This is a genomic window from Duganella fentianensis, from assembly GCF_009857835.1.
Classification (GTDB): Bacteria; Pseudomonadota; Gammaproteobacteria; order Burkholderiales; family Burkholderiaceae_D; genus Rugamonas; species Rugamonas fentianensis.
The window spans coordinates 344077-368534 of the sequence record NZ_WWCL01000003.1 but is presented as its reverse complement, the minus strand read 5'-3'; the positions used below and the strand labels follow the sequence as shown (position 1 = coordinate 368534).

The window sequence follows — 24458 nt, the reverse complement described above, 5'->3', positions numbered from 1 at the left end:
ATCAGGCTACTATCATCACACAAAAAGGCTGAGGCACAAAAAAAGGCGGCATGACCGACCTGCCCGTTTGCCATACAAGCACATCGCAACAGGAGACACTGGTGCAAGCACAGAACACGACTTTCCCGCGCTGGCTGCAAACCCATGCGCAAACCCGGCCCACCCGCCCCGCCTTTCGCGAGAAATATCTGGGCATCTGGCAAAGCTGGAACTGGGCGCAGGTGCAGGACGAAGTCCGCGCGCTCGCCTGCGGGCTGGCCGCCATCGGCTTCCAGCGCGGCATGAATCTGGCCATCATCGGCGACAACCGCCCCCGCCTCTACTGGTCCATGCTGGCCGCGCAATGTCTGGGCGGCGTGCCCGTGCCGCTGTATCAGGACGCGCCAGCCGCCGACATGGCCTATGTGCTGGAAAACGCCGAGATCCATTACGCCATCGTGGAAGATCAGGAGCAGGTGGACAAGCTGCTGGAACTGAAAAGCGTGTATCCGCACATCGCCCACATCGCCTACGACGATGAACGCGGCATGCGCCATTACCGCCAGCCGGAGCTGACTTCCTTTGCGGCCTTGCAGGCACTGGGCCGCGAGTGGGACCGCCAGCATCCGGGCGCCTTCGACGCCGCCGTACAGCAAGGCCAAGGCAGCGACAACGCCATCATCCTGTACACCTCGGGCACCACCGGCAAACCCAAAGGCGTATGCCAGACCCACGCTGCCCTGATTGCGGCCGGCACGGGCGGCGTAGGCTTCGAAAAGCTCACCGATCAGGAAGACATCCTGTCCTATCTGCCGATGGCATGGGTGGGCGACTGCCTGTTCTCGTTCGCGCAGGCCATGACGGCCGGCTTTACCGTCAACTGTCCCGAATCGGGCGACACGGTAATGACGGATATGCGCGAAATCGGCCCCACCTACTACTTTGCACCGCCGCGCGTATTCGAAAACATGCTGACCACGGTGATGATACGGATGGAAGACGCCGGTGCCATCAAGCGCCAGCTATTCCACCGCTTCATGGCGGTAGCACGCCACGTGGGTGCCGACATCCTCGACGGCAAACCGGTGGCGTTCGGCGACCGCATGGCGTATGCGCTAGGTCAGGTTCTCGTGTATGGCCCGCTGAAAAACGTGCTGGGACTGTCGCGCGTACGCGTCGCCTACACGGCCGGTGCTGCCATCGGCCCCGACCTGTTCCGCTTCTATCGCTCGATAGGCGTCAACCTCAAGCAGTTCTACGGCTCCACCGAAACCTGCGCCTACATCTGCCTGCAGCCCGATGGCCACATCAAGTTCGACAGCGTGGGCCTGCCCGCGCCGGGTGTGGAAGTGAAACTGGCTGACAACGGCGAAGTGCTGGTCAAATCGCCCACGCTGATGGACTGCTACTTCAAGCGCCCTGACGCAACGGCCGAAGCGATCGACGCCAACGGCTACTTCCATACGGGCGATGCCGGTCTGTTCGACAGCGAAGGGCATCTGAAAATCATCGACCGCGCAGCCGATGTGGGCAAGATGAACAGCGGCGCCATGTTCGCGCCCAACTACATCGAGAACAAGCTCAAGTTCTTCCCCTTCATCAAAGAGGCAGTGGCCTTTGGCGACCAGCGCGATCAGGTCTGCGCCTTCATCAACATCGACATGGAAGCCGTGGGCAACTGGGCCGAGCGGCGCAGCATCGCCTATTCCGGCTACACCGATCTGGCCGCGCACCCGCAGGTATATGGCCTGATCCGCGACTGTATCGAACAGGTCAATGCCGATCTGGCGGCCGAGCCTATGATGGGCGACACCCAGATACACCGCTATCTGGTGCTGCACAAGGAACTCGATCCTGACGACGATGAACTGACCCGCACGCGCAAAGTACGGCGCAAATTCATCGCCGAAAAATATGCCGTGCTGATCGCCGCGCTGTATGAAGGCAAGGCATCGCAATACATCGAGACGCAGGTGAAATTCGAAGACGGCCGCACCGGCATGGTGGCCGCCGATCTAAAGATCGACGCCTGCAAAACCTATCCGGCCGTGCAGGCTGCAGCCTGAGCGCCAGCGCGCATGACCAAGGAAGCCATCATGCTGATGAATGAACCCGACAACCGCTTCGAGGCGGCACTGGCAAACGACAGCGGCGGCCGCAAGATCGGCCCCGTGATCCTCGATATGCAGAATATCTCGCTGTCGTTCGGCGGCGTACGTGCGCTGACCGACATTTCCTTCAATGTGAAGCAGCACGAAATCCGCGCCATCATCGGCCCTAACGGCGCCGGTAAAAGCTCGATGCTGAACGTGATCAACGGCGTGTACCGCCCGCAGCAGGGCGAGATCATCTACCGCGGCCAGCACCGCAAGAATATGGACTGCTACGCGGCCGCCAAATCCGGCATCGCCCGTACCTTCCAGAATATCGCGCTGTTCAAAGGCATGACGGTACTCGACAACATCATGACGGGCCGTAACCTCAAGATGAAGTCGAACTTCCTCATGCAGGCGCTGTACTGGGGCCCGGCACGGCGCGAAGAAATCGAACACCGCGTCAAGGCGGAAGAAATCATCGATTTCCTCGAAATTCAGGCCATCCGCAAAACCCCCGTCGGCCGTCTGCCTTACGGCCTGCAGAAACGCGTGGAACTGGGCCGCGCACTGGCGGCCGAACCGGAAATTCTGCTGCTGGACGAACCCATGGCCGGTATGAACGTCGAAGAGAAGCAGGACATGTGCCGCTTCATCCTCGATGTGAACGACCAGTTCGGCACCACCATCGTGCTGATCGAACATGACATGGGCGTGGTGATGGATATCTCCGACCGCGTGGTGGTGCTCGACTACGGCAAGAAGATCGGTGACGGCACACCGGACGAAGTGCGCACCAATCAGGATGTGATCAATGCTTACCTCGGGGTGGCCGAATGAATCTGAATTTTTTCTTTGAAGTGCTGATCGGCGGCCTGCTGTCCGGCGTGATGTATGCGCTGGTGGCGATAGGCTTCGTGCTGATCTACAAGGCTTCCGGCGTGTTCAACTTCGCCCAGGGCGCCATGGTGTTCTTCGCCGCCCTCACCTGCGTGGGCATGGTCGACCAGTTCGGCTTTTCGCTGTGGCTGGCCGTGCCGCTCACCATCGTCGTGATGATCATCCTCGGCATCGCCATCGAACGGATGGTGCTGCGTCCACTGGTCAACCAGCCGGAAATCACCCTGTTCATGGCCACCATCGGGCTGGCCTTCTTCATCGAAGGTCTGGCCCAGCTGGTGTGGGGCGCGCAGGTACACAAGCTGGAACTGCCGATCGAAGACGTGCCGTCCGAATACCTGATGGAGAAGTTCAACATCCTCGTCTCCCAGTTCGACATCATGGCGGCCGGCGTGTGCGCGCTGCTGGTCACTTCACTGGCCCTGCTGTTTTCCCAGACCAAAGTGGGCCGCGCCCTGCGCGCCGTGGCAGACGACCATCAGGCCGCACTGGCCGTCGGCATTCCGCTGCAGCGCATCTGGGCTGTACTGTGGGCCGTGGCCGGTCTGGTGGCACTGGTGGCCGGCATGCTGTGGGGCGCCCGTAACGGCGTGCAGTTCGCCCTCACCTTTGTGGCACTCAAAGCCCTGCCCGTGCTGATCCTTGGCGGCTTTACCTCCATGCCGGGCGCCATCGTCGGCGGCCTGATTATCGGCGCCACGGAAAAAATGGCCGAGGTGTATATCGGCCCGCTGGTGGGCGGCGGCATCGAGGGCTGGTTCCCGTACGTGCTGGCCCTGCTGTTCCTGCTGGTACGGCCGGAAGGCCTGTTCGGCGAAAAAATCATCCGCAGAATCTGACCGGAACAAGGACATCACCATGCTCTACCGTGAAGCAGGACAATTCAAAACCAGCTATCAGGCCGACAGCCAGATCTTCCCCATCCTGCAGGACCGCATTGCGCTGCTGTCGCTGCTGGTGGTGGCCATCGTGGTGGTGCCGCAGCTGGCTTCCGCCTATACGCTGTCTGCCATCCTGATCCCCTTCCTGATCTTTTCGCTGGCGGCGCTGGGCCTGAACATCCTCACCGGCTATGCCGGCCAGCTGTCGCTGGGCACGGCCGCCTTCATGGCGGTCGGCGCGTTCGCCTCGTATAACTTCATCGCCCGCCTACCCGGCCTGCCCATTCTGCTGGCCTTTGTGCTCGGTGGCCTGAGCGCCGCCATGGTGGGCATCGCCTTCGGCCTGCCTTCGTTGCGTATCCGCGGCTTCTATCTGGCCGCTTCCACGCTGGCCACGCAGTTCTTCGTGGTGTGGTGCCTGACCAAGATTCCCTACCTGACCAACTACAGCAGTTCCGGCGTGATCACGGCGCAGAAAATCGTCATCTTCGGCTACAGCTTCGATACGCCGGCCAGCAAATACCTGCTGGTGCTGGCCGTAGTGGCGCTAATGGCGCTACTGGCCAAGAACATGATCCGCTCCAACGTGGGCCGCTCGTGGATGGCCGTACGCGACATGGACGTGGCAGCGGAAGTGATCGGCTTCCGCCTGATGCGCACCAAGCTGCTGGCCTTTGCCGTCAGCTCGTTCTACTGCGGCGTGGCCGGCGCCCTGTATGCCTACGCCTATCTGGGCACGGTGGAGCCGGAAGCCTATAGCCTCGACCTGTCGTTCCGCATCCTGTTCATGGTGATTATCGGCGGCGTGGGTTCGGTGCTGGGTTCCTTCCTCGGCGCTGCCTTCATCGTGCTGCTGCCCGTGTTCCTCAACATCGTGGCGCACAGCTTCGCCCTGCCCACCAGCGTGGCTTCCAATCTGGAGCTGATGGTATTCGGTGCCCTGATTATCTTTTTCCTGATCGTCGAGCCGCATGGCTTGGCGCGCTTGTGGCAAATCGCAAAAGAGAAACTGCGACTGTGGCCTTTCCCGCACTGATCGCGCATAACTTCAAACCAGAGGAGACATCTATGAAACCGAACATGAAGCACATTGCATCCGTAGTTCTCGGCCTGACCCTGGCAGCAGCTGGTAGCGCCTATGCAGACGACCAGTATGTGGCCCTGCCTTCCTACCGCGTCGGCCCCTACGCCGCCGGTGGCTCCGGCTTCTACGGCGGCATCATCGACTACTTCAATCTGGTCAACCTGTCGGGCGGCGTGAACGGCGTGAAGATCAGCTGGGAAGAATGCGAAACCGAATACAACCCGTCGCGCGGGGTGGAATGCTACGAGCGCCTGAAAACCAAGAACGGCGGCGCCACCATGGTGGAACCGCTGTCCACCGGTGTGGCCTATGGCGTGCTCGATCGTCTGGCCACCGACAAGATCCCCATGACCACTATCGGCTACGGCCGTTCCGATGCGGCCAACGGCAAGGTATTCCCGTATGTATTCCCGCTGATTACCAGCTACTGGAATCAGGCAGCCGCCATGATCAAATATCTGGGCGACAAAAACGGCGGCATGGATAAGCTCAAGGGCAAGAAGATCGTCCACCTGTACCACGACTCGGCCTTCGGCAAGGAACCTATGCCGGTGCTGGACGCCCTGTCCAAGCAGTACGGCTTTGAACTGATCAAGATTCCTGTCACGCCACCGGGCACGGAACAGCAATCGCAATGGCTGCAGATCCGTCAGGCCAACCCGGATCACGTGATCCTGTGGGGCTGGGGCGCCATGAATGCCGTCGCCATCAAGACGGCGCAGCGTAACGGCTTCCCGCGCGAGAAAATGCTGGGCGTATGGTGGGCTGGTTCGGAAGAAGATACCGTGCCAACGGGCGACGCGGCCAAAGGCTATAGCGCCATGACCTTCAATACCCCCGGCAACTACCCGCTGATGGACGACATCCACAAGAAGCTGTACGACGCCGGCAAAGGCAATCTGGCTGACCGCAGCCGCATCGGTTCCGTCTATCACATGCGCGGCGTCAGCGCCGCCATCCTGTGGGTGGAAGCCATGCGTACGGCGCAGGAAAAATTCGGCAAGGGCAAACCTGTCACGGGCGAGCAGATGCGCTGGGGTCTGGAGCACCTGAACGTGGACGAAGCCCGCCAGAAAGCCATCGGCGCGCTGGGCATGCTGCCAGTCGTAAAAACCAGCTGCGACGACCACGAAGGTTCGGGCGCCGTGAAAGTCCAGCAATGGGATGGCAAGAAATGGAACGCCATCACGCCGAACTGGATCATCGGCGACAAGGCGCTGACCCGCAAGCTGCTGGAAGAAAGCTCGGCTGCCTATGCGGCCGAGAAGAAAATTACGCCTGCCTGCGCCAAATGATGAACCACGCTGCCAACACTGCTAACGCCGCCGTTACGGCGGCGGCAGCGGCGCCCTATCTGTCCGTGAATAACGTGGAAGTGATCTACGACCACGTGATTCTGGTACTGAAAGGGGTGTCGTTGCAGGTCCCGCAGGGCAAGATCGTGGCCCTGCTGGGCGCCAATGGCGCCGGCAAATCGACCACCCTGAAAACCATCTCCACCCTGCTGCGCGGCGAGCGCGGCGATGTCACCAAGGGCGAAGTGCAGTTCAAGGGTGAACGCATAGACCAGCTCACGCCGAACGAACTGGTGAAACGGGGCCTGTCGCAAGTGATGGAGGGGCGCCACTGCTTCGGCCACCTGAGCATAGAAGAAAACCTGCTGACGGGTGCCTACACGCGCAACGCTTCCCGCGCAGAACTCAAGGAATCGCTGGAGAAGGTGTACCACTACTTCCCGCGCCTGCGCGAGCGGCGTACCAGCCAGGCTGGCTACACCTCGGGCGGCGAGCAGCAGATGTGCGCCATCGGGCGGGCACTGATGGCCAAGCCTTCCATGATATTGCTCGATGAGCCGTCGATGGGGATAGCGCCGCAAATCGTGGAAGAGATCTTCGGCATCGTCAAAGACCTCAACAGCAAGGAGAACGTGTCCTTCCTGCTGGCCGAGCAGAACACCAGCATCGCCCTGCGCTACGCCGATTTCGGCTACATCCTCGAAAACGGCCGGGTGGTAATGGAAGGCGCGGCGGCCGAGCTGTCGGCCAACGAAGACGTCAAGGAATTCTATCTGGGCGTGTCCGGCGCGGGCCGCAAGAGCTTCCGCGACATGAAGTTCTACCGCCGCCGCAAACGCTGGCTGGCTTAGTTCAAAGGATAGTTAGCATGGCCGATCACCTCGAAACGCTCGATCAACTGGAAACCCGCGCACCGGAGCAGCGCGAGCGCGATCTGCTGGCGCGCCTGCCGCAACTGGTGGCGCGCGCCAAGGCCGCCAGCGGCTGGGCGCGCATACTGGAGCACGTCAATCCGGCCGAGATTAGCAGCCGCGCGGCGCTTGCCACCCTGCCCGTTACCCGCAAATCCGAGCTGCATGGCCTGCAGCAGCAGAGCGCCCCGTTTGGCGGCCTGAATACCACGCCGGTGGGCCAGCTATCGCGCGTGTTCATGTCGCCCGGCCCCATCTTCGATCCGGAAGGGCGCGGTGCCGACTGGTGGCGCTTTGCCCGTCCGCTGTTTGCAACCGGTGTGCGCGCCGGCGGCCTGCTGCAGAACTGCTTTGCCTACCACTTCACCCCGGCCGCCTTCATGGTGGAAGGTGGTGCTGCCAAAATCGGCAGCGCCGTGATACCGGCCGGCAGCGGCCAGACGGAAATGCAGGTGCAGGCCATCAGCAGCCTGCGGCCCGATACCTATGTGGGCACGCCCTCCTTCCTCAAGATCATCATCGAAAAGGCCGAGGAAATGGGGGCCGACATCAGCAGCATCAAGCAGGCCATGGTGGGCGCGGAAGCGCTGCCGGAATCGCTGCGCCAGTGGTTTGTGGCGCATGGCGTGCCGCGCGTGCTGCAGATGTATGCCTCGGCCGATATCGGCAACATCGCCTATGAAACCCGCAGCGGCGCGGAGCGCGATGCCGGCATGGTGCTCGACGAAGACATCATTCTGGAAATCGTCCGTCCCGGCAGCGGCGACCCCGTGGCAGCGGGCGAAATCGGCGAAGTGGTGGTCACCGTGTTCAATCCCGACTATCCGCTGATCCGCTTTGCGACGGGCGATCTGTCGGCCGTCATGCCCGATGCGCCGGCCACGGCCTGCGGCCGCACCAACACCCGCATCCGCGGCTGGCTGGGGCGGGCCGACCAGACCACCAAGGTGCGCGCCATGTTCGTCCATCCCTCGCAAGTGCATGCGATCACGCGCCGGCACCCGGAAATCGTCAAGGCGCGGCTGGTGGTATCGGGACAGATGGCGCAGGATGTGATGACTTTGCAGTGCGAAGTGGCTGATCCGGCCAACGCAGGCAGCGCCGCCGCCATCGTCGAAACCATCCGTGACCTGACCAAGTTACGCGGCGAGGTGGAGTTCGTTGCCATCGGCAGCCTGCCCAACGACGGCAAAGTGATCGCCGATATCCGCGATTACAGCTAAAAAACCGCGCGCTGCCTGTAGCGGCGCGCTGTGGCGCAAATCCAACGCCGATACAGGCTTAGGGCAGATCGCGGATAATAGAGCCCCGATTAGCCGTTTTAAAGAAGCCGGAACCTACCATGCAAGATTTTCACCACAACCGCGCCCGCGCGTTGCTGCAGAACGCCGAAGAACTGTTCACCAAAGAGCAGGTGGACAATGCCGTCAAAGCCATGGCCAGCACGCTGAACCAGCGCTACGACCGGCCTGACGCCGAGGCTTTCCCGCTGGTGCTGGGTGTGATGGGTGGCGCCGTGGTCTTCACGGGTAACCTGCTGCCACAGCTGACCTTCCCGCTCGAATTCGATTACATCCACGTCAGCCGCTACGGTGACGAAGATCAAGGCGGGCAAGTGGTGTGGAAAGTGGTGCCGCGCTCGAATGTGGCTGGCCGTACCGTGATCGTGCTGGACGATATTCTGGACGAAGGCGAAACGCTGGCCCACGTCAAACAGCGCCTGCTGGACATGGGCGCGGCGGAAGTGATCCTCGCCGTGTTTGCCGATAAAGCCATCGGCAAGGCCAAACCCGTCAAGGCCGACATCGTCGGCATCACCATCCCTAACCGCTTCGTGGTGGGCTTCGGCATGGATGCCTATGGCTACTGGCGTAACCTGCCCGGCCTGTGGGCGATCCAGACGGAAGCCTGAACGGCGGCGGGCTAGTCCCGCCCGATACAAAACTGCGCCGACCGGCTCCGGTCCGCGCAGTTTTTTTGCGCTTGACGCGCCAGCTTACAGCGCCAGACGGGCGCGCGCTGCGTCGTACTCGGCCTTCAGACGGGCTACCATCTCTGCGGTGGTCGGCACATCGTCCATCAGACCCACACCCTGACCAGCGCCCCAGATATCGCGCCATGCCTTGGCGCTGCCCGAACCGAAGTTCATCGCCGTCTTGTCAGAAGTCGGCAGTGCATCCGGATCGAGGCCGGCTGCGACGATGGACTTCTTCAGGTAGTTACCGTGCACGCCAGTGAACAGGTTGGAATAGATGATGTCGGCCGCCGTCGATTCGACGATGGCGTTGCGGTAGTCTTCGCTGACATTCGATTCCTTGGTGGCCAGCCAGCGCGAGCCGATGTAGGCAAAGTCGGCGCCCATGGCCTGCGCTGCCAGAATCGCATCGCCGGTGGCGATAGAGCCGGACAGGGCGATCGGACCCTTGAAGAATTTGCGCACTTCGCCCACCAGCGCGAACGGCGACAGATTGCCCGCATGGCCGCCCGCACCGGCCGCCACCAGAATCAGGCCATCGACGCCCGCTTCCAGCGCTTTTTCCGCGTGGCGGATAGAGACCACGTCGTGCATCACGATGCCGCCGTAGCTGTGGATAGCGTCCAGCATTTCTTTCGGTGGCGCGCGCAGCGAGGAAATGATGATAGGCACCTGATGCTTGACGCAGACTTCCACGTCATGGGCCAGGCGGTCATTCGACTGGTGCACAATCTGGTTGACGGCGATCGGGCCAACGCGCTTATCGGGATGAGCGGCCTGATACTCGGCCAGCTCTTTTTTCAGATCCGTCAGCCACACATCCAGCAGTTCGGCCGGACGGGCGTTCAGTGCCGGGAAGGAACCGACGATGCCGGCCTTGCACTGGGCCGCCACCAGCGCCGGACCACTGGCGATGAACATCGGGGAAGCTATGACGGGAAGGGAAAGATTCTGCAACGCTGCTGGCAGGGCCATGGCGAACTCGCTCACAAAAGTTAATCGGGGAACAGCGGTCGATTATAGAGCAGAAAATAGTACGATCGTGCAGAAACTAGGGGTGAACCTCTACATTTCGTGATTAAGTAAGTACTCACCCTCGCGGCGAGCTGCACCGGCACGTAATAGCTGATGTACCACCCACTCGCCTAATTCCTGTGGCGTCTGACGCAGATGGTTACGGTTGGCCGCTTCGAAGACGGGCATGGAGAGCAACAGGATGGGCACATCGCTCAGTGCGATGCGCTGGCGTTCCAGCAGCAGGAACTTGAGCAGCACCTTGAGCGCGTTCTGGGCATTGCGCACCGGATCGGCCGAGAGGTAGTCGAGACGGGTGCGGGCGCGCGCCAGCGCACCGGCCACGTCAGTGAATGGCCGGCCATGGCCGGGCACCACCAGCCGCACATCGAGGCTGGCGATCAGATCCAGCGTGGCGGCCGCTTCGGCAAAGCCCGATTCGCCATCGAGTTCGGGGAAGATCACGCCGAAGCCGTTTTCCCACAGCGCATCGGCCGACAGCAGCAAGCGATGTTGCGGGCAGTAGAAAATCACGGAACTGGGGTCGTGGCCAGGCGCGCCCAGCACCTGCCACTCCATGCCGCCCAGTTGCAGCACTTCGCCGCAAGACAGCGTGCTATCGAAACTGAAACGGTCGCAGCGCTGGCCCGTGGCCTTGAAGCTCAGCGCTTCCACATCCCAGCGCCGCACCTTGTCCGCTTCGGCTACAGGAATGGCCGTGTGACTGGCGTAATGGGCTTGCAGGATGGCATTGCCGCCGCAGTGGTCGGAATGCAGGTGGCTATTCAGGATGCGGTCCAGCGGGCGCTCGCCCAGCGCATGGCGCACCAGCGCCAGCGTCTGCTCGGCATGGCTGATATAGCCGGTATCGAACAGGGCCGTGTCGTCCGGCCCCACCAGCAGCACATTATTCGAGGAAAGCCAGCCGCGCTGGAACACCTTGATGCTGTCTGGTAGCTCGTTCATGCCGCGTCCGCAGGCTGGCTGGCGCGACGTTCCGGCAACTTGGCCCAGACGGCGCGTTTGTAATCATCATCGGCCTTGGACCAGGCGATGATCTCTTCGATGGTGCGCATGCAGCCTAGGCAGTACTGGCGGTCCTGATCCATCTTGCACAGGCTGACGCAGGGCGAAGGCACGGGAGCAGCAAGACCGGAGACTACGGCGTTGCTAGCGGGGGGGATGTTAGCAAATTCACTCATGATGCGTATTTTATCGTGATTGTGAATTCATGCTTGCAGCCCAGCCCGACAGTCGGCTTCCGCCCCATAGGAGCCCTTCGCTCCACGGGATGACCGAGCTCTGCCGGCGGGCAGAAAAAGACAGGCCTGGTTGAAGAAAAATAGTTGCGTAGAACGTAATATTTTAAGCATGCCCTTGTACAATTAGCCTTTTGATAAAACGAGCAAACGCATGCGACCTAACTCTGCCGCGATCTGCGCACTGGCGCTGTTCTCTTCAATTGCCATAGCTGCACCGAGTACACCAGTCGAGCGTGGCGACATGCAGCGGGTGTACATGCAGGGTAAACGCAATGCGGTGCAAGACAGCATTAATGACGCGTCAACTCCAGAGCAGCTGCGCGTTGCCGCGACGCGCTTCGAAAGTTTTATCGCGGAACTGGACCAGCCGGGAATGCGCGACCTCGCGAACGGTTCCACGTTCCTGCGTGCGGAGCGTCTGAACAATCTGATCCCGCTGGCCGAGGTCTACTTTCGCCTTGGCCTAAAGGATAAGGCGTTGGATGCGCTGGAGCAAAGCCAGCTGTCGGCCTGGATTCCGATCGAATTCGACAAGGACCCAGCCTACGCGAGCTTGCGCGACGAACCACGGTTTATCGCAATCAACGCCAGGGCACAACAAGGAAAGAGGATTTTCGATGTGCCAGCCCTGACTACCAGCTACAACGAAACCTTGAGCGTCGCAGAGCGGGTCGCTGGGCTTTCCTTGTTCTGGAATGAGGCGCGCCAGAGTTTTGCGCATTTCGACCATGTCCCCAAGCTGGACTGGGATAAAGTCTACCTTGAATATATTCCCAAGGTCATGGCGGCGACCACGACGCGTGAGTATTACGATGTAATGATGCGGCTGGCCCCATTGCTCGAGGACGGCCATACGAATATTTACCCACCTGACGAATTAAGCAAGTTCTTTGCACGCCCGCCGATCCGTACTGCCTTGGTCGAGGAGAAGGTTATGGTGACTCAAGTCGGCAGTCCAACATTAGACCAGCTCGTTAAGGTCGGCGACGAGATCCTGGCAATCGATGGGATACCTGTGAGGACGTATGCACAGGAACGCATTGCTCCCTTTACCAGCAGCTCAACCGTTCAGGATAAATTGGTACGGATGTACAACTATCAGCTATTGGCGGGCGACGCCTCTATGGCAATTAGACTGACACTGGCCGGGGCTGACGGCAAGCCGCGTAATGTGAGCTTGCGGCGAAGTGGATACTCGGACCTGCGCAAAGCGCCTCAGTTCGAATTCAAGATGCTCAAGGGCGAGGTCGCGTACATATCGCTCGACCATTTTGAAAGCGATGCTGGCCCCAAGGCATTTGAACAAGCCCTGCCCAGTATTTTGAAAGCCAAGGCTTTGGTCATCGACGTGAGGAACAACGGTGGCGGCTCAACCGAATTCGGAACTGCGGTTTTGAGACGCCTCACTAATCAGCCCATCCATGGTTCTGCCGCATATGTACGGCTTTACGATCCCGTTGTTCGGGCACAGTATGGCAATGCCGTGGAGTGGCTGCGGCTCGATAGCAATGATGACGAACGCCCACGCAGCGCGCAGATTTTCACCGGGCCCGTGGTCGTCTTGGCCGGACCGCAAAGCTTCTCCGCTGCTGAGGACTTCCTGGTTGCGTTTGACCAGCTCAAACGTGGGCTGATCGTTGGCGAGGCATCAGCCGGCAGTAGTGGGCAGCCACTGAGTTTCACGCTCCCTGGCGGAGGCACAGCGCGCATCTGCGTCAAGCGCGACATGTACCGTGACGGACGCGCCTTTGTGGGAAAGGGAGTCGTGCCGAACATTGAAGCGCGACCTAGTGTAAAGGGAGTACGTAGCGGTGACGATCCGGTGTTGCAGGCCGCGCTCATGGCCTTGGCGGGAGACGAAGGCGAAAGGCCGTAAATATTTGTGAAGAGTAAGGACCGTTGAGCACGATGCTCCCCGACTCGCCAGGGTCTGCTTCTGGCCGACAACAGAAGCAGTGCTTCATTCATCACGCGCCGATTCCCGGCGCGCAGTTTGAAGCCGCTGTATCTCAGCTTGCAAGTCTCGGATTTGTTTTTGCATTGAGTAGGTGACCATACCTACAAAGAAGAAGCACATCGTGAGCCAAATGGCGACATACTTCCAATTGTCGAGCGATGCCGCTCCATTGCCGACATATAGATACACAATAAGCGCACAAAATGCGGCCGGCACCCAATGACGTACTACTTGCTGAGTAGACATACACGCTCCTATATCGTTTGCACCACATTAGTCTGCCGTCGGCCGAACCCAGCCTTTTGTGCAAAAGAATAGCATCTTGCACAACTGGAAAATTCACGCATTCTCACTGCTGGGGCGGTGCTAAATTGGCCGACAGTCGGCCCTCACGCTACCCGCAACGCAGCTCTAATTCCAGCCAGATCGGGCCTGAGTGCCGCTAAGACCAGATCTTGTTTGCACGCGTGCTCAAAATGGGCGCACATCGATATCGGTAAGTTAAGTGCCGCACTCATGCGCGTTAGTGCTTGCTATGCAGCGTTTCAGTCCTATACTACCATCCATATAGATGGTGATTGGATGGAGATCATGGCCAGACAGGAACTCAAGGAACGCACCGCCGAGGCGGAAAAGATCACCATCAACCTCGGCCCCATCGATCTGGGCCAGATCGACCTGCTGGTGCAGGAGGGGTTTTATGCCAATCGTAGCGATCTGATCCGCACTGCCATCCGCAACCAGCTGGGCCAGCATGCCGACGTGGTGAAACAGACGGTAGCACGGAAAAGTCTGGTGCTCGGTATGCAGCATTACTCAAGGGCCGATCTGGAAGCCCTGCAGGCGGCCGGAGAGCGGCTGCACATTCATGTACTGGGTCTGGCCAGCATCGCCAGCGATGTTTCTGTCGAACTGGCACTGGCCACCATTGAATCCATCTTCGTACTGGGCTCGCTGCATGCGAGTGCAGTCCTCAAAACAGCGCTGGCCCCGCGCATACGCTAAAGGGACGTCATGAAACTACCTCTGTTTTCGCAGCTGCGCTCGAGCGCCCAGAAACTGTTCAACCGCAGTACCCGTCAGGCCGTGGAGCAGGCCATGGACACGCTGCGCCAGCACCAGAGCAGCCTGCCCGTGATCGATCTGAGTTCGCTGCTGCAGCCGGCCCCCGTAGCGCGGGTGCCGCGCGATGCCCGCTTCATCGAAGGCAGCTACAGCAACCATGCGGGCAGCCGCCAGTACAAGCTGTATGTGCCGGCCAGCTACCACGGCCAGCCCATGCCGCTGCTGGTGATGCTGCACGGCTGCACGCAGGACCCTGACGATTTTGCCGCCGGCACCCAGATGAACCAGCTGGCCGAGGAAAACCAGTATTTCGTGCTGTATCCGGCACAGAGTCCGGCCGCCAATCAGGCCAAATGCTGGAACTGGTTCAACGCCATCGACCAGCAGCGCGGTCAGGGCGAACCGTCCATCATCGCCGGTATGACGGAGCAGGTGATGGCGGACTATCCCGTGATCGAGGAACAGGTGTATGTGGCGGGTCTGTCTGCGGGCGGCGCCATGGCCGTCATCGTCGGCACGCTGTATCCCGAACTGTTTGCCGCCGTGGGCGTGCATTCGGGCCTGCCCTACGGTTCGGCGCAGGATCTGCCCTCGGCCTTGTCGGCCATGAAGCGGGGCGCCAGCAGCATGGCCGTGGCGTCCTCACCGGCCAGCCAGCCCATCATCGTGTTCCATGGCGACAGCGATACCACCGTCAATCCCCGCAATGGCGAACAGCTGCTGGCCCAGCGCCAGCTGCCCCAGCATGGCAAGGCTGAAATCCGCAGCGGCGGTGTGCCCAATGGCCACCGCTACACCCGCACAACCCACATGGGCAGCAACGGCAAACCGCTGGGCGAGCACTGGCTGGTGCACGGCGCCGGCCATGCATGGTCGGGCGGCAGTGCCAACGGCAGTTATACGGATGGGCGCGGGCCGAATGCCAGCCGCGAAATGCTGCGCTTCTTCCGTACCGTACGCTAACGCTTGAGTTCAGTCGTGCTGCTGCCGGCGGTGGCCGCGCGCTGCTGGGCGGCGATTTCGGCACGCAGGCAGTCCGGGCACCAGCAGCCGGCGGCACCGGCTAGCGGCACCGGCAGCAGCATGGGCAGTGCAGTACACCAGCAGGGCGCTTCCGCCACAGCGGAACTGCCGTCCTGCACGGGCGCAGCGTCGCTGGCACGCCCTGCGCCGTCAGCCATGGCGCAATGGAACTCGGCGCCGCAGCGCGTGCACAGGCTCATTTTCCGTGCTCGTCTGGGAAGCGGCGCATGGCTGTGCGCAGCAGCGCCATCTGGCCGTTGAAGCGGGTGCAGCCATCGCACACCATCAGGTGCAGGCGCAAGCGGGTACGCTCGACAAACGACAGTTCGCGATCCATGCCCTCCGATACCAGCCGGTGCGCTTCGCGGCAGGTCGGTTTCAATCCGGTTTTATCAGGATTCGTCATATTCGGCTCGATTCATTGAGGACTGCGCTGGCCGAACCAGTTCAGGTCCAGACATTCGCGCAGGCGCAAGCGCGCTCGATACAGCAGCACCCACGCATTAGACGACGTAATCGCCAGTTCCTTACAGATTTCTTCCGTTTCCAGTTCCAGCCATTCGCGCATCATGAACACGCGGGCCGTCTGGGCCGGCAGTTTTTCCAGGCACAGCTCGAGCGTGCGGAAGAAATCCTTCTGCTCGAGTGCCGAGTCAGGGTCGCCCCACGATTGCGGCGGCGCGACCGTATGGCCGTTGGCGGTGAACAGCGCATCGATCAGCTCATCATCACCCTGCCCCTCGTCCGTATCGAACTGGCGTTCGCGCGTGGAAGAGCGCAGACAATCGATGATCTTGAACTTGAGGATGCCCGTCACATAGGTGCGCAGCGAGGATGCCCCGGTAAAGCGCTCGGGCTTTTCCAGCACGGCGATCAGGGCATCCTGTACGGCATCCTCGGCCAGCGCCTGATTCCTAATTTGCAACTGTGCAAATCGGACAAGCTGGGGACGCATCTGTTCCAGTTGGCGGTGCAAAGTGTCGGGAGCGCTCATATGGCGGCCAGCGTAGCGGAGGATCTAAGAAAATACAACCGGATAGCCCTATAATGCGTGGTCTACGGTCGCTACAGGCTGTAAAATTGCACAAAATTTTTTTCCGGACTCGCCATGACCCAACTGACCAACCTGAACTTAGGCATGAATGATGACCTGACTGCGGTTTCGCCGCAGATCAAGGCGCAGATTCTGGCTGAGGCCCTGCCCTACATCCGCAATTTCCATGGCAAGACCATCGTGATCAAATACGGTGGCAATGCCATGACGGACGAGCGCCTGAAACACGGCTTCGCGCGCGATGTCATCCTGCTCAAACTGGTGGGCATGAATCCGGTGGTGGTGCACGGCGGCGGTCCGCAGATCGACAACGCGCTGAAAAAAATCGGCAAGCAGGGCACCTTCGTGCAGGGCATGCGTATCACCGACGAAGAAACCATGGAAGTGGTGGAGTGGGTGCTGGGCGGTGAAGTGCAGCAGGACATCGTGATGCTGATCAATCACTACGGCGGTCAGGCCGTGGGTCTGACGGGTAAGGACGGTGGTCTGATCCGCGCCCGCAAAATGGCCATGCCGGACCGCGAGAATCCGGGCGAGTTCCTCGACATCGGCTTCGTGGGCGAAATCGAGGCGATCAATCCGGCAGTGGTGAAAGCCCTGCAGGACGACGCCTTCATTCCTATCATCTCGCCTATCGGTTTCGGTCAGGATGGCCAGGCCTACAACATCAATGCCGACGTGGTAGCGGGCAAGATCGCGGAAATCCTGAAAGCGGAAAAGCTGATCATGATGACCAACATCGCCGGCGTGCAGGATAAGCAGGGCAATCTGGTGACCGACCTGTCGGCCCGCGAGATCGACGAGATGTTCGCCGACGGGACGATTTCGGGCGGCATGCTGCCTAAAATTTCATCGGCACTGGACGCAGCCAAGTCCGGCGTGAACACGGTTCACATCATCGATGGCCGGATTGAACACTCTTTATTGCTGGAAGTCTTGACCGAACAGGCTTTTGGCACTATGATCCGGTCTCACTAAAAATTTGGCGGTGCTGTTAAGCCTCAGTTTTAGCGTACCGCCACATTCAATGCCCTTGTAGCTCAGTGGTAGAGCACTCCCTTGGTAAGGGAGAGGCCACGTGTTCAATCCACGTCAAGGGCACCATCCTGCTGCACCCTCCCCCGCTCTAGAATTTTTATCCGACTGTCCTGTCAGGCATTGTCACGTCCTGCGCTAGTACAGCCGTTCGACCTTCAGGCCGCGCTTGCGCAGCAGTTCCGGCACGCTGTACTGCCCCACCAGATGCAGGATACCGACTGCGGCTACCGCATTATCGGCCTGCTGCATCAGCCGCTGCATGCCGTCGGCCAGCGCCGGATTGCGCCCTTCCAGCAGCACTTTCTGCACGAAGCGCCCGGAATAGCTGTCATCCTGTTCGGCCTTGCTGGCGAGTTCCTCGAGCGCCGCGGCATCGGCATGGCGCCATGCATCGCCGATGGCGCGCGCCTGGCTGGCCTGCTCGCGCGATTCGATACCGGCAATGGCTTCCTGCAAAAAGATTAACTGCTGCGCCCCGCCCATGCTGTCGAACAGCGCCATCTGGCTTTCGGCCGATTCCAGCTCCAGCACTTTCTGCCCGCGCTTGTGCGCCTGCTGGGACAGATAGGCGTCAACCGCCAGCGCCGTGCTGTAGCCCTGATTGGAAAATTCGGAAATCGTCAGCACGCTGGCCAGTAGCCACGGCTTCATGGCCGCCACACTGTTCGCCTCGATGTGATACTCGCGCAGCAGACGCTCCAGCCGCAAGCGCCACGACGCCGACAGCACGGGCGCATTGCCTCCCCTGCCCTGCATGCCGTAACGCTGTACCACTTTGGCCAGCGCCTGCTGATCGCCCAGCGGGTCGATCTCCAGTGCCAGCACGGGCGCCTGTTCCAGCAACTGCGCCAGTTGCGGCTCAAGCGGATAGAAATCGGCGGCACCCACGTGGATGGTGCCGAACAGGTAGAGCGAGCGGCCGGACTGCTCGATCTTGAACAGCGCGCCATGGCGGGTGCCGCTATTTTCAGCATGGGCTGCAACGGGCGAGAGCAGCAGCGCGAGCAAACTGCAGAACATCACTATAATCTGACGCAGCATGACACCCTTTTTCAGCAAATCCGACGTGAACAATTGAAGTGAGCATTATTACCCGCAAAGACACGGTGTGGCTATTCGATCTCGATAACACCCTGCACAACGCCTCGCATGCCATCTTCCCCGCCATCATGGGGCGGATGAACGACTATATCGCCCGCGTACTGGGCGACGGCACCACGCCCGCCACACCGGAGCAGGTGGAAGCCGCACGCACCGGCTACTGGCGCCGCTACGGCGTAACGATGCTGGGACTGGTGAAGCACCATAACGTGGATGCGGCCCATTTTCTGCACGAGACCCATAATCTGGAGCAGCTGCACAGCATGATCCGCGCCGAAACCGGCTTGCGCCAGCTGCTGCGCCGCCTGCCCGGCCGCAAAATCCTGCTGACCAATGCGCCGCACCGCTATTCCACCAAGGTGGTGCGCCATCTGGGCCTGCAGCGCCAGTTCAGCCACCACGTGGCGGTGGAAGCCATGACGGTGCACGGCAAGATGCGCCCCAAGCCATCGCGCCTGCTGCTGCGTAGCCTGCTGCGGCGCCAGCAGCTGCGCCCCGGCCGCTGCGTGCTGGTGGAAGATACGCTGGCCAATCTGCGCACGGCCCACCAGCTAGGCATACGCACGGCATGGGTCACCCAGTACCTGACACTGGGGGATACGGCCGGCATGGCGCACCAGCAAAAACGCTTAATTCGCCCCGCTTACGTCGATGTCAAAGTAAAATCTGTCCGACAGCTGCCGGCCCGCCTGCACCATTTGCGCTAACACCCTGCTAGCAGCCTTACCGATTCGACCACCACCACTGCGAGATCACATGGCAAGCACACCGCCGGGCCAACGCCGCATGCAGATATTGCAAGCACTGGCCGAAATGCTGGAACAGCCCAAGGGCGACCGGATTACCACCGCTGCGCTGGCGCGCAAGCTAGAGTTCTCCGAGGCGGCGCTGTACCGCCATTTCGCCAGCAAGGCGCAGATGTTCGAGGGGCTGATCGAATTTATCGAATCGACCGTGTTCGGCCTGATCAACCGGATTACCGAGCAACAGAACGACGGCCTGCTGCAGGCGCGTGATATGGTGGGCATGCTGCTGAATTTTTCAGCACAGAACCCCGGCATGACGCGCGTGCTGACGGGCGAGGCGCTGGTCAACGAGGACGAACGGCTGCAACTGCGCATGAACCAGTTCTACGACCGCGTGGAACTGGCGCTGAAACAGGCCCTGCGCATCGCCGCCAGCGAAGGCCAGACGCGCGAGGCCGATGTGCCGGCACGCGCCAGCATGCTGGTCAGCTTCGTGATCGGACGCTGGCACCGTTATGCCAAGAGCGGCTTCAAGAATAACCCCACACAGGACGCACCGCTGCAAATTGCCTTGCTGCTGACTTCAGTTTAACCATGGATGTAGATGTATTCGCGCTGCTGGACGACGCCAGCCCGCACAACGCACCGGCCGCCGCTGGTGCGCCGCACCGCTCACGCCTGTACACCGGCCATCTGGCCACGCTGCGCTGCCAGCACATCGGCCAGTGGCCGCAATTGCTGGAACAGATGCAGACGGCGCTCACGCAAGGCGCTTACGCCGTCACCGTCTGCCAGTACGAACTGGGTGAGCAGCTACTGCAACTGGACGGCATCGATGCCACGCCACCTGCAGAACTGGCGCAGATACTGCTGTTCTCGCGCTGCGACCTGCTGGACAGCGCACAGGTCGGCGCATGGCTGGCCGTCCGTAGCAGCACGCCGGAGAGCGCCAGCGCTGCGACCACGCTGGCCGGCATCGCCAACATCCGCCCGAATATCGACCAGCCGGCGTTTAGCGCCGCGCTGGCGCGCATCCACGACTACATCGCGGCAGGCGACACCTATCAGGTCAACTATACCTACCGGCTACGCTTCGACGCCTATGGCAGCATCTATGCGCTGTACGCGCGCCTGCGCGAACGCCAGCCCGTGCCGTATGGGGCGCTGCTGCAACTGGACGATGGCCGTGCCATCCTGTCGCTGTCGCCGGAGCTGTTCGTGCGCCATCAGGATGGCGTGCTGACGGCACGCCCCATGAAAGGCACGGCCCCCGCCAGTGCCGACGACGCCGAAAACCAGCGCCGCGCACAGGCACTGGCCGCCGACAGCAAGAACCGCGCGGAAAATCTGATGATCGTCGATCTGCTGCGCAATGACGTAGCGCGCATCGCCACCACCGGCAGCGTGCAGGTGCCAGCGCTGTTCGATGTGCAGCGCTACAGCAGCGTGCTGCAGATGACCTCCACCATCACCGCGCAACTGCGCGACGATGCCACGCTGGCTGACATCTTTACAGCGCTCTACCCTTGCGGTTCCATCACGGGCGCGCCCAAGCGCCGCACCATGGAAATCATCCGCGAGCTGGAACCGGACCCGCGCGGCATCTACACGGGCGCCATCGGCTGGTTCGATCCGCGCAGCGATGGCAAGGTAGGGGATTTCTGCATGTCCGTTCCCATCCGCACGCTGGCTTTGCAGGCGCCGGATGCCGCGCTCGGTGTACGTCACGGCGAAATGGGCGTGGGCGCGGGCATCGTGTTCGACAGCGACGCAGCCGAGGAATATGCGGAATGCCAGCTCAAAGCCCGCTTCCTGACAGGGCTGCAAAGCCAGTTCGAGATTTTCGAAACGCTGCAGGCCAGCCATGCTGGGGCCGCGCATCAGGCACGCCATCTGGCGCGGCTGGCTGCTTCGGCGCAGTACTTCGGCTATCCATGGGATGAGGCAGCAGCGGCGGCGGCCATCGCGCAGGCCTGTGCCAGCATGGCCGCACAGCAGACCTACCGCCTGCGGCTGGCACTGTCTGCCAGTGGCGATTTCTCCGTCCAGCAGGCTGCCATCACGCCGCTGGCGACGCCCGTCAAGCTGCTGCTGGCGGCAAATGCCACCAGCGCCAGCGAGCTATTCCTGCGCCACAAAACCAGCATCCGCACACGCTACGACGCGGCATGGCGTGCCGCCGAAGCGGCCGGCGGCTTCGATACGCTGTTCTTCAACGAACGGGGCGAGCTGACGGAAGGTGGGCGCAGCAATGTGCTGGTAAAAATCGATGGCCGCTGGCTCACGCCGCCGCTCTCGTCCGGCCTGCTGCCGGGCGTCATGCGCGCCGTGCTGCTGGACGATCCGCAATGGCAGATCGAACAGGCTGTGATCACGCGCGCCATGCTGCAACAGGCCGAAGCCATCATGGTCTGCAACGCCTTGCGCGGCGTGATGCCTGCCGTGCTGGCCAGCTAGCCTCGCTGTGCTGCGTTCGCGCGGCGCAGCCTACCTTGCGGCCTTACAGATCGATCATCATTTCGAAACCGCCGTAGATCATGCGCTTGCCATCGAAGGGCAGATTTGTCGGGTCCATAAAATGCGCCATGCGGGGATCGTTCATGGCCTTATCGTTGATGGCATCGCGCTCGGCCCGCGAGGCATAGACTATCCACGAAAACACCACCGCTTCGCCATCGCGCAAATCTACGCTGAGCGGGAATGACGTCACCTTACCGGGCGGGATATCGTCGCCCACACATTCACGGAACTCCAGCGCGCCGTATTCTTTCCAGATGGCGCCACACTGGCGCGACATATCGAGATAAGCCTCAAGGTTTTCCTTGGGCAGCGGAATCACAAACCCATCGACATAAGCCATGCTGTTCTCCTTCCCCGTCTAGAGTTCCAGAGTAGCCAGTTTGGCGCGCAACCACAAGCGCCGCACGATACGGCCAGACAAGAGCGCCGCGCCACGAAACTGGCTGCGCTAGGCCGCCGCAAAGCGCTTGCGGTAGGCGCCGGGCGAGGTAGCGGCCAGACGGCGGAAATGGTGGCGTAGCGATTCTTCCGAAGCAAAGCCGGTACGTTCGGCGATCTGCGCCAGCGGCACACCGGGCACTTCCAGCATTTCCTTGACCAGCGCCACGCGCTCGCGGATCAGCCATTCCAGCGGCCCCATGCCGGTAGCCTGCTGGAACTGGCGCTGCAGCGTGCGCGGGCTCATGGCCGCCTGCTCGGCCATGCTGGCCACCGTATGCGGCAGGGCCGGATGGCTGCGCAGCCAGTCCATCAGACGCGACAGCCGCCCTGCTTCGCCATGCGCCATGGGACGCGGCAGAAACTGCGCCTGCCCGCCTTCCCGTTGCGGCGCCACCACCAGCCGCTGCGCCACCTGATTGCCCACTTTGGCGCCATAGTCGCGCCGCACCAGATGCAGCAGCATGTCCAGCCCTGCGGCCGAGCCTGCCGCCGTAATCAGCTGGCCGTTATCCACATACAGATCATCAGGCTGCACCTGTATCTGCGGATAGCGCTGCGCCAGCCTGGCCGCATAGCGCCAGTGGGTGGTGGCAGGCAGACCATCGAGCAGCCCCGCCGCTGCCAGCACGAATACGCCGGAACAGATAGAGCACAGACGCGCGCCGCGCTGATGGGCAGCCCGCAACTGTTCCAGCAAAGCCGCTGGCGGCACTTCGTCGGCATCGCGCCAGCCCGGAATCACGATGGTATCGGCCTGCGCCAGCAGCTCCGGCTGGTAGGGCGCCTGCACCATGATGCCGCCCGCAGCACGGATCGGCCCTGCTTCGATGGCGCAGACGGCAAAGTCGTACCAGTCCACCTCCAGTTCGGGGCGTTCCAGTGCAAACAGTTCCACCGTGCAGCCGAATTCGAAGGTGCACAGACGGTCATAGGCGAGAGCCACCACCAGATGTTTTTTCATGGCGTAATCTTAACGCAGATAGTCTGATACGCCACTACTTTGCCGCGCTGGCCGGCGCCACAATGGCAGCATCAACCACCCCACCAGGAGATCGCATGTCCCCAGCTTCGCGCGTCAGCGCCATACCCGCCGCCAGCAGCAACGCCGCCCTCAGCTATTTCGAAGACCAGTTCCGCTATGAAACGGACTGCTGGGATGTGCACGATGCCCTCAGCAATGGCCCGCACGACTTCGTGCTGCTCGATGTACGCGGTACGGAAAAATATCAGGCCGGCCATGTGGCTGGTGCGCTCGATCTGGCCCATGGCAAGATCATCGCCTCCAAGCTGGCGGCCTACCCGCAGGACACCCTGTTCGTGGTGTATTGCGCCGGCCCCCACTGCAATGGCGCAGCGCGCGCCGCCATACGGCTGGCGCAACTGGGCCGGCCTGTGAAAGTGATGCCAGGCGGGATTACCGGCTGGCTCGATGAAGGATTTACGCTGGTCAGCGGCGCCTAGCCTTGCACCGGCCAGGCCGGCCGGCTTACATGGCCAGCGCTTTTTCTACGGCGCTGACCAGTTGTTTATCGGTCGGGGCGACTTTGCTGCCATAGCTATCCACCACATTGCCCTTACGGTCGATCAGGTATTTGTGGAAGTTCCACGCTGGCGCCTTGCCCGTCGCCTTGATCAGATTGACGTACAGCGAATTCGGTTCCTTGCCCGAGACGATGGACTTGGCAAACATGGGGAACTTCACGCCATAGGTGTTGAAGCAGAAGTCGGCGATTTCCTTGCTGCTGCCCGGTTCCTGCTGGCCGAAGTCGTTGGACGGGAAGCCCAGCACCACCAGACCCTTGGCGCTGTATTTCGCATACATGGCTTCCAGCCCTTCGTACTGGCCGGTGAAACCGCAATAGCTGGCCGTATTCACCACCAGCACCACCTTGCCCGCGTACTGGCACAGATCCTGAGGCGAGTCATCCTGCAGGCGCTTGAAAGTCTGCTTCAGTATCGCCGGGCAGCTGGCAGCGGGCACGCTGGCAGCAGGCGCTGCCGCTGTGGCGGTACGGCTGGCCGCCGGCGTCTGCGCCCATGCCGAAGTACTGAGCAGCATGGTCAGAGAAGAAACCAGGCACAACTGGGCAAAGGTCTTGGACATGATGGCTCGCCAAAA

Annotated in this window: 27 protein-coding genes and 1 tRNA gene; 17 read left to right on the top strand and 11 right to left on the bottom strand. The window is 61.4% G+C overall.

What is annotated here, in order from left to right; all coding sequences use genetic code 11:
- Window positions 1–50: 50 nt before the first annotated feature.
- The 8 genes from GTP23_RS14735 to GTP23_RS14700 all read left to right on the top strand — a co-directional run bounded on the left by GTP23_RS14735 (window position 51) and on the right by GTP23_RS14700 (window position 9055).
- Window positions 51–2045: an AMP-dependent synthetase/ligase gene (locus GTP23_RS14735; RefSeq protein ID WP_202412210.1), complete on the top strand. Its 1995-nt coding sequence runs from the start codon at window positions 51–53 to the stop codon at window positions 2043–2045.
- A gap of 30 nt (window positions 2046–2075) precedes the next feature.
- The gene (locus GTP23_RS14730) at window positions 2076–2912 is read left to right on the top strand and encodes an ABC transporter ATP-binding protein (protein WP_161035855.1); all 837 of its coding nucleotides are present in this window, start codon (window positions 2076–2078) and stop codon (window positions 2910–2912) included.
- A gap of 2 nt (window positions 2913–2914) precedes the next feature.
- A complete protein-coding gene (locus GTP23_RS14725) occupies window positions 2915–3811 on the top strand; it encodes a branched-chain amino acid ABC transporter permease (RefSeq protein WP_202412231.1) in 897 nt (298 codons plus the stop codon).
- Between the two features lie 19 nt (window positions 3812–3830).
- On the top strand, window positions 3831–4889 hold the full coding sequence (locus tag GTP23_RS14720; protein WP_161035853.1) for a branched-chain amino acid ABC transporter permease: 1059 nt from the start codon (window positions 3831–3833) through the stop codon (window positions 4887–4889).
- A gap of 44 nt (window positions 4890–4933) precedes the next feature.
- Window positions 4934–6232, top strand: a complete 1299-nt coding sequence (locus GTP23_RS14715; RefSeq protein WP_161036224.1) for an ABC transporter substrate-binding protein — start codon at window positions 4934–4936, stop codon at window positions 6230–6232.
- Window positions 6232–7083, top strand: coding sequence for an ABC transporter ATP-binding protein (locus GTP23_RS14710; protein ID WP_161036223.1), 852 nt, complete (start codon window positions 6232–6234; stop codon window positions 7081–7083). Before GTP23_RS14715 ends, GTP23_RS14710 begins: the two co-directional genes overlap by 1 nt.
- A 17-nt stretch (window positions 7084–7100) precedes the next feature.
- Window positions 7101–8366, top strand: coding sequence for a phenylacetate--CoA ligase family protein (locus GTP23_RS14705; RefSeq protein ID WP_161035852.1), 1266 nt, complete (start codon window positions 7101–7103; stop codon window positions 8364–8366).
- 119 nt (window positions 8367–8485) lie between these two features.
- Window positions 8486–9055 (top strand): hypoxanthine-guanine phosphoribosyltransferase, encoded by a 570-nt coding sequence (locus tag GTP23_RS14700; RefSeq protein WP_155435554.1) that lies wholly within the window; start codon window positions 8486–8488, stop codon window positions 9053–9055.
- Window positions 9056–9139: 84 nt separating this feature from the next.
- Here the strand turns inward: GTP23_RS14700 and GTP23_RS14695 are convergent, their stop codons facing one another.
- From GTP23_RS14695 to GTP23_RS14685, 3 genes are all read right to left on the bottom strand, one after another.
- Entirely contained in the window at window positions 9140–10093 is a 954-nt protein-coding gene (locus GTP23_RS14695; protein WP_155435555.1) for an NAD(P)H-dependent flavin oxidoreductase, read from the bottom strand.
- Window positions 10094–10183: 90 nt separating this feature from the next.
- Window positions 10184–11098, bottom strand: coding sequence for an MBL fold metallo-hydrolase (locus GTP23_RS14690; RefSeq protein ID WP_161035851.1), 915 nt, complete (start codon window positions 11096–11098; stop codon window positions 10184–10186).
- Entirely contained in the window at window positions 11095–11334 is a 240-nt protein-coding gene (locus GTP23_RS14685) for a DUF1289 domain-containing protein (protein ID WP_161035850.1), read from the bottom strand. The genes GTP23_RS14690 and GTP23_RS14685 overlap by 4 nt, the downstream gene beginning before the upstream one ends.
- A gap of 211 nt (window positions 11335–11545) precedes the next feature.
- Between GTP23_RS14685 and GTP23_RS14680 the strand changes: the two genes are divergently transcribed.
- Window positions 11546–13270, top strand: a complete 1725-nt coding sequence (locus GTP23_RS14680; protein WP_161035849.1) for a S41 family peptidase — start codon at window positions 11546–11548, stop codon at window positions 13268–13270.
- A gap of 84 nt (window positions 13271–13354) precedes the next feature.
- On the opposite strand, the gene GTP23_RS14675 is transcribed toward GTP23_RS14680, so the two are convergent.
- A complete protein-coding gene (locus GTP23_RS14675) occupies window positions 13355–13597 on the bottom strand; it encodes a hypothetical protein (protein ID WP_161035848.1) in 243 nt (80 codons plus the stop codon).
- Between the two features lie 345 nt (window positions 13598–13942).
- Between GTP23_RS14675 and GTP23_RS14670 the strand changes: the two genes are divergently transcribed.
- Window positions 13943–14356 carry a ribbon-helix-helix domain-containing protein gene (locus tag GTP23_RS14670; protein WP_155435562.1) on the top strand — a complete coding sequence of 138 codons (414 nt, stop codon included), beginning with the start codon at window positions 13943–13945 and terminating at the stop codon, window positions 14354–14356.
- A gap of 9 nt (window positions 14357–14365) precedes the next feature.
- Window positions 14366–15379 (top strand): extracellular catalytic domain type 1 short-chain-length polyhydroxyalkanoate depolymerase, encoded by a 1014-nt coding sequence (locus GTP23_RS14665; protein ID WP_161035847.1) that lies wholly within the window; start codon window positions 14366–14368, stop codon window positions 15377–15379.
- On the opposite strand, the gene GTP23_RS14660 is transcribed toward GTP23_RS14665, so the two are convergent.
- The 3 genes from GTP23_RS14660 to GTP23_RS14650 are packed head-to-tail and all read right to left on the bottom strand — an operon-like array spanning window position 15376 to window position 16433.
- Window positions 15376–15639, bottom strand: a complete 264-nt coding sequence (locus GTP23_RS14660; RefSeq protein ID WP_161035846.1) for a hypothetical protein — start codon at window positions 15637–15639, stop codon at window positions 15376–15378. The genes GTP23_RS14665 and GTP23_RS14660 overlap by 4 nt on opposite strands.
- Window positions 15636–15845 (bottom strand): zf-HC2 domain-containing protein, encoded by a 210-nt coding sequence (locus GTP23_RS14655; protein ID WP_161035845.1) that lies wholly within the window; start codon window positions 15843–15845, stop codon window positions 15636–15638. Before GTP23_RS14655 ends, GTP23_RS14660 begins: the two co-directional genes overlap by 4 nt.
- A gap of 12 nt (window positions 15846–15857) precedes the next feature.
- Window positions 15858–16433, bottom strand: coding sequence for a sigma-70 family RNA polymerase sigma factor (locus GTP23_RS14650; protein WP_161035844.1), 576 nt, complete (start codon window positions 16431–16433; stop codon window positions 15858–15860).
- A 144-nt stretch (window positions 16434–16577) separates the two neighbouring features.
- On the opposite strand from GTP23_RS14650, the gene argB reads away from it, so the two are divergent.
- The gene (gene argB, locus GTP23_RS14645; RefSeq protein ID WP_155435808.1) at window positions 16578–17471 is read left to right on the top strand and encodes an acetylglutamate kinase; all 894 of its coding nucleotides are present in this window, start codon (window positions 16578–16580) and stop codon (window positions 17469–17471) included.
- Window positions 17472–17522: 51 nt separating this feature from the next.
- Window positions 17523–17597 (top strand) — tRNA-Thr (locus GTP23_RS14640).
- Between the two features lie 69 nt (window positions 17598–17666).
- Here GTP23_RS14640 and GTP23_RS14635 read toward each other — a convergent pair.
- Window positions 17667–18572, bottom strand: coding sequence for a TraB/GumN family protein (locus GTP23_RS14635; protein ID WP_229256112.1), 906 nt, complete (start codon window positions 18570–18572; stop codon window positions 17667–17669).
- 38 nt (window positions 18573–18610) lie between these two features.
- Between GTP23_RS14635 and GTP23_RS14630 the strand changes: the two genes are divergently transcribed.
- From GTP23_RS14630 to pabB, 3 genes are read left to right on the top strand one after another with little or no spacing between them, the layout of a single operon-like run.
- Window positions 18611–19339, top strand: a complete 729-nt coding sequence (locus tag GTP23_RS14630; RefSeq protein ID WP_371866929.1) for an HAD-IA family hydrolase — start codon at window positions 18611–18613, stop codon at window positions 19337–19339.
- A 49-nt stretch (window positions 19340–19388) separates the two neighbouring features.
- Window positions 19389–19970, top strand: a complete 582-nt coding sequence (gene slmA, locus GTP23_RS14625) for a nucleoid occlusion factor SlmA (protein WP_155435567.1) — start codon at window positions 19389–19391, stop codon at window positions 19968–19970.
- 2 nt (window positions 19971–19972) lie between these two features.
- Window positions 19973–21835, top strand: coding sequence for an aminodeoxychorismate synthase component I (gene pabB / locus GTP23_RS14620; protein ID WP_161035843.1), 1863 nt, complete (start codon window positions 19973–19975; stop codon window positions 21833–21835).
- Between the two features lie 43 nt (window positions 21836–21878).
- Here the strand turns inward: pabB and GTP23_RS14615 are convergent, their stop codons facing one another.
- The gene (locus tag GTP23_RS14615; protein ID WP_161035842.1) at window positions 21879–22238 is read right to left on the bottom strand and encodes a DUF1428 domain-containing protein; all 360 of its coding nucleotides are present in this window, start codon (window positions 22236–22238) and stop codon (window positions 21879–21881) included.
- 108 nt (window positions 22239–22346) lie between these two features.
- Complete coding sequence (gene ftrA / locus GTP23_RS14610) at window positions 22347–23300, bottom strand: transcriptional regulator FtrA (RefSeq protein ID WP_161035841.1); 954 nt, start codon at window positions 23298–23300, stop codon at window positions 22347–22349.
- A 95-nt stretch (window positions 23301–23395) separates the two neighbouring features.
- Between ftrA and GTP23_RS14605 the strand changes: the two genes are divergently transcribed.
- A complete protein-coding gene (locus GTP23_RS14605; RefSeq protein WP_161035840.1) occupies window positions 23396–23800 on the top strand; it encodes a rhodanese-like domain-containing protein in 405 nt (134 codons plus the stop codon).
- A gap of 25 nt (window positions 23801–23825) precedes the next feature.
- On the opposite strand, the gene GTP23_RS14600 is transcribed toward GTP23_RS14605, so the two are convergent.
- A complete protein-coding gene (locus GTP23_RS14600) occupies window positions 23826–24443 on the bottom strand; it encodes a glutathione peroxidase (protein WP_161035839.1) in 618 nt (205 codons plus the stop codon).
- Window positions 24444–24458: the final 15 nt, after the last annotated feature.

What these genes read in the sequence shown, in the direction of transcription:
- GTP23_RS14700 (WP_155435554.1), top strand. Translation starts at nt 8,486, where the DNA reads ATGCAAGATTTTCACCACAACCGCGCCCGCGCGTTGCTGCAGAACGCC.
- GTP23_RS14720 (WP_161035853.1), top strand. Translation starts at nt 3,831, where the DNA reads ATGCTCTACCGTGAAGCAGGACAATTCAAAACCAGCTATCAGGCCGAC.
- argB (WP_155435808.1), top strand. Translation starts at nt 16,578, where the DNA reads ATGAATGATGACCTGACTGCGGTTTCGCCGCAGATCAAGGCGCAGATT.
- GTP23_RS14660 (WP_161035846.1), bottom strand. Translation starts at nt 15,639, where the DNA reads ATGAGCCTGTGCACGCGCTGCGGCGCCGAGTTCCATTGCGCCATGGCT.
- pabB (WP_161035843.1), top strand. Translation starts at nt 19,973, where the DNA reads ATGGATGTAGATGTATTCGCGCTGCTGGACGACGCCAGCCCGCACAAC.
- GTP23_RS14615 (WP_161035842.1), bottom strand. Translation starts at nt 22,238, where the DNA reads ATGGCTTATGTCGATGGGTTTGTGATTCCGCTGCCCAAGGAAAACCTT.
- GTP23_RS14635 (WP_229256112.1), bottom strand. Translation starts at nt 18,572, where the DNA reads ATGCTGCGTCAGATTATAGTGATGTTCTGCAGTTTGCTCGCGCTGCTG.
- GTP23_RS14670 (WP_155435562.1), top strand. Translation starts at nt 13,943, where the DNA reads ATGGCCAGACAGGAACTCAAGGAACGCACCGCCGAGGCGGAAAAGATC.
- GTP23_RS14735 (WP_202412210.1), top strand. Translation starts at nt 51, where the DNA reads ATGACCGACCTGCCCGTTTGCCATACAAGCACATCGCAACAGGAGACA.
- ftrA (WP_161035841.1), bottom strand. Translation starts at nt 23,300, where the DNA reads ATGAAAAAACATCTGGTGGTGGCTCTCGCCTATGACCGTCTGTGCACC.
- GTP23_RS14675 (WP_161035848.1), bottom strand. Translation starts at nt 13,597, where the DNA reads ATGTCTACTCAGCAAGTAGTACGTCATTGGGTGCCGGCCGCATTTTGT.
- GTP23_RS14730 (WP_161035855.1), top strand. Translation starts at nt 2,076, where the DNA reads ATGCTGATGAATGAACCCGACAACCGCTTCGAGGCGGCACTGGCAAAC.
- GTP23_RS14690 (WP_161035851.1), bottom strand. Translation starts at nt 11,098, where the DNA reads ATGAACGAGCTACCAGACAGCATCAAGGTGTTCCAGCGCGGCTGGCTT.
- GTP23_RS14665 (WP_161035847.1), top strand. Translation starts at nt 14,366, where the DNA reads ATGAAACTACCTCTGTTTTCGCAGCTGCGCTCGAGCGCCCAGAAACTG.
- GTP23_RS14650 (WP_161035844.1), bottom strand. Translation starts at nt 16,433, where the DNA reads ATGAGCGCTCCCGACACTTTGCACCGCCAACTGGAACAGATGCGTCCC.
- GTP23_RS14605 (WP_161035840.1), top strand. Translation starts at nt 23,396, where the DNA reads ATGTCCCCAGCTTCGCGCGTCAGCGCCATACCCGCCGCCAGCAGCAAC.
- slmA (WP_155435567.1), top strand. Translation starts at nt 19,389, where the DNA reads ATGGCAAGCACACCGCCGGGCCAACGCCGCATGCAGATATTGCAAGCA.
- GTP23_RS14715 (WP_161036224.1), top strand. Translation starts at nt 4,934, where the DNA reads ATGAAGCACATTGCATCCGTAGTTCTCGGCCTGACCCTGGCAGCAGCT.
- GTP23_RS14680 (WP_161035849.1), top strand. Translation starts at nt 11,546, where the DNA reads ATGCGACCTAACTCTGCCGCGATCTGCGCACTGGCGCTGTTCTCTTCA.
- GTP23_RS14600 (WP_161035839.1), bottom strand. Translation starts at nt 24,443, where the DNA reads ATGTCCAAGACCTTTGCCCAGTTGTGCCTGGTTTCTTCTCTGACCATG.
- GTP23_RS14655 (WP_161035845.1), bottom strand. Translation starts at nt 15,845, where the DNA reads ATGACGAATCCTGATAAAACCGGATTGAAACCGACCTGCCGCGAAGCG.
- GTP23_RS14695 (WP_155435555.1), bottom strand. Translation starts at nt 10,093, where the DNA reads ATGGCCCTGCCAGCAGCGTTGCAGAATCTTTCCCTTCCCGTCATAGCT.
- GTP23_RS14710 (WP_161036223.1), top strand. Translation starts at nt 6,232, where the DNA reads ATGAACCACGCTGCCAACACTGCTAACGCCGCCGTTACGGCGGCGGCA.
- GTP23_RS14705 (WP_161035852.1), top strand. Translation starts at nt 7,101, where the DNA reads ATGGCCGATCACCTCGAAACGCTCGATCAACTGGAAACCCGCGCACCG.
- GTP23_RS14685 (WP_161035850.1), bottom strand. Translation starts at nt 11,334, where the DNA reads ATGAGTGAATTTGCTAACATCCCCCCCGCTAGCAACGCCGTAGTCTCC.